Source organism: Pseudoxanthomonas kalamensis DSM 18571 (genome assembly GCF_010211745.1).
Classification (GTDB): Bacteria; Pseudomonadota; Gammaproteobacteria; order Xanthomonadales; family Xanthomonadaceae; genus Pseudoxanthomonas_A; species Pseudoxanthomonas_A kalamensis.
In genome coordinates this window covers 1-505 of the sequence record NZ_PDWQ01000155.1, presented here as the reverse complement: position 1 = coordinate 505, position 505 = coordinate 1, and the positions used below count along the sequence as shown (strand labels likewise).

The following is a 505-nucleotide window of genomic DNA, read 5'->3' as shown; positions in this document are numbered from 1 at the left end:
ATGCCGGCACCGTAGATGCGCAGGCCCTGCGGCGTGTCGATCAGACCGAATTCCACCGTGTACCAATACAGCCGGGTGAGGTTCTGCAGCGCGTCCGGGCCGATGCCGTGCGCCTTGACCCCGCCGCGGCCATAGGCCTGCATGAAGTCGGCAAACAGCGGGTTCATCAACAACGGCACATGCCCGAATAGGTCATGGAACAGATCGGGTTCGGCGATGTAATCGATCTGATCGGGCCGGCGGATCCACCAGGTCACCGGGAAGCGCCTGTTGGCCAGGTGATCGAAGAAATCCAGCTCCGGCAGCAAGCCCTGCACGCCGACCAGGGTCCAGCCGGTGGCTGCCTGCAGCACGCGATTGAGCGCATCGAAGCGCGGGATGTGCGTCTGGCCCATGCCCATCGCGTCCTGCGCCTGCAGGAACTCCTCGCAGACGCGACCGACCAGCAGCTCGCGCTGGCGCCGATACAAGGTGCCCCAGGTGGCGTGGTCGTCGGCGCTGTAGC

1 protein-coding gene is annotated in these 505 nt (G+C 65.5%); it reads right to left on the bottom strand.

Annotated features, from left to right (window positions below):
- On the bottom strand, positions 1 to 505 hold a 505-nt coding region (locus CSC70_RS14490), incomplete at both ends, for a phenylalanine 4-monooxygenase (RefSeq protein WP_162457243.1).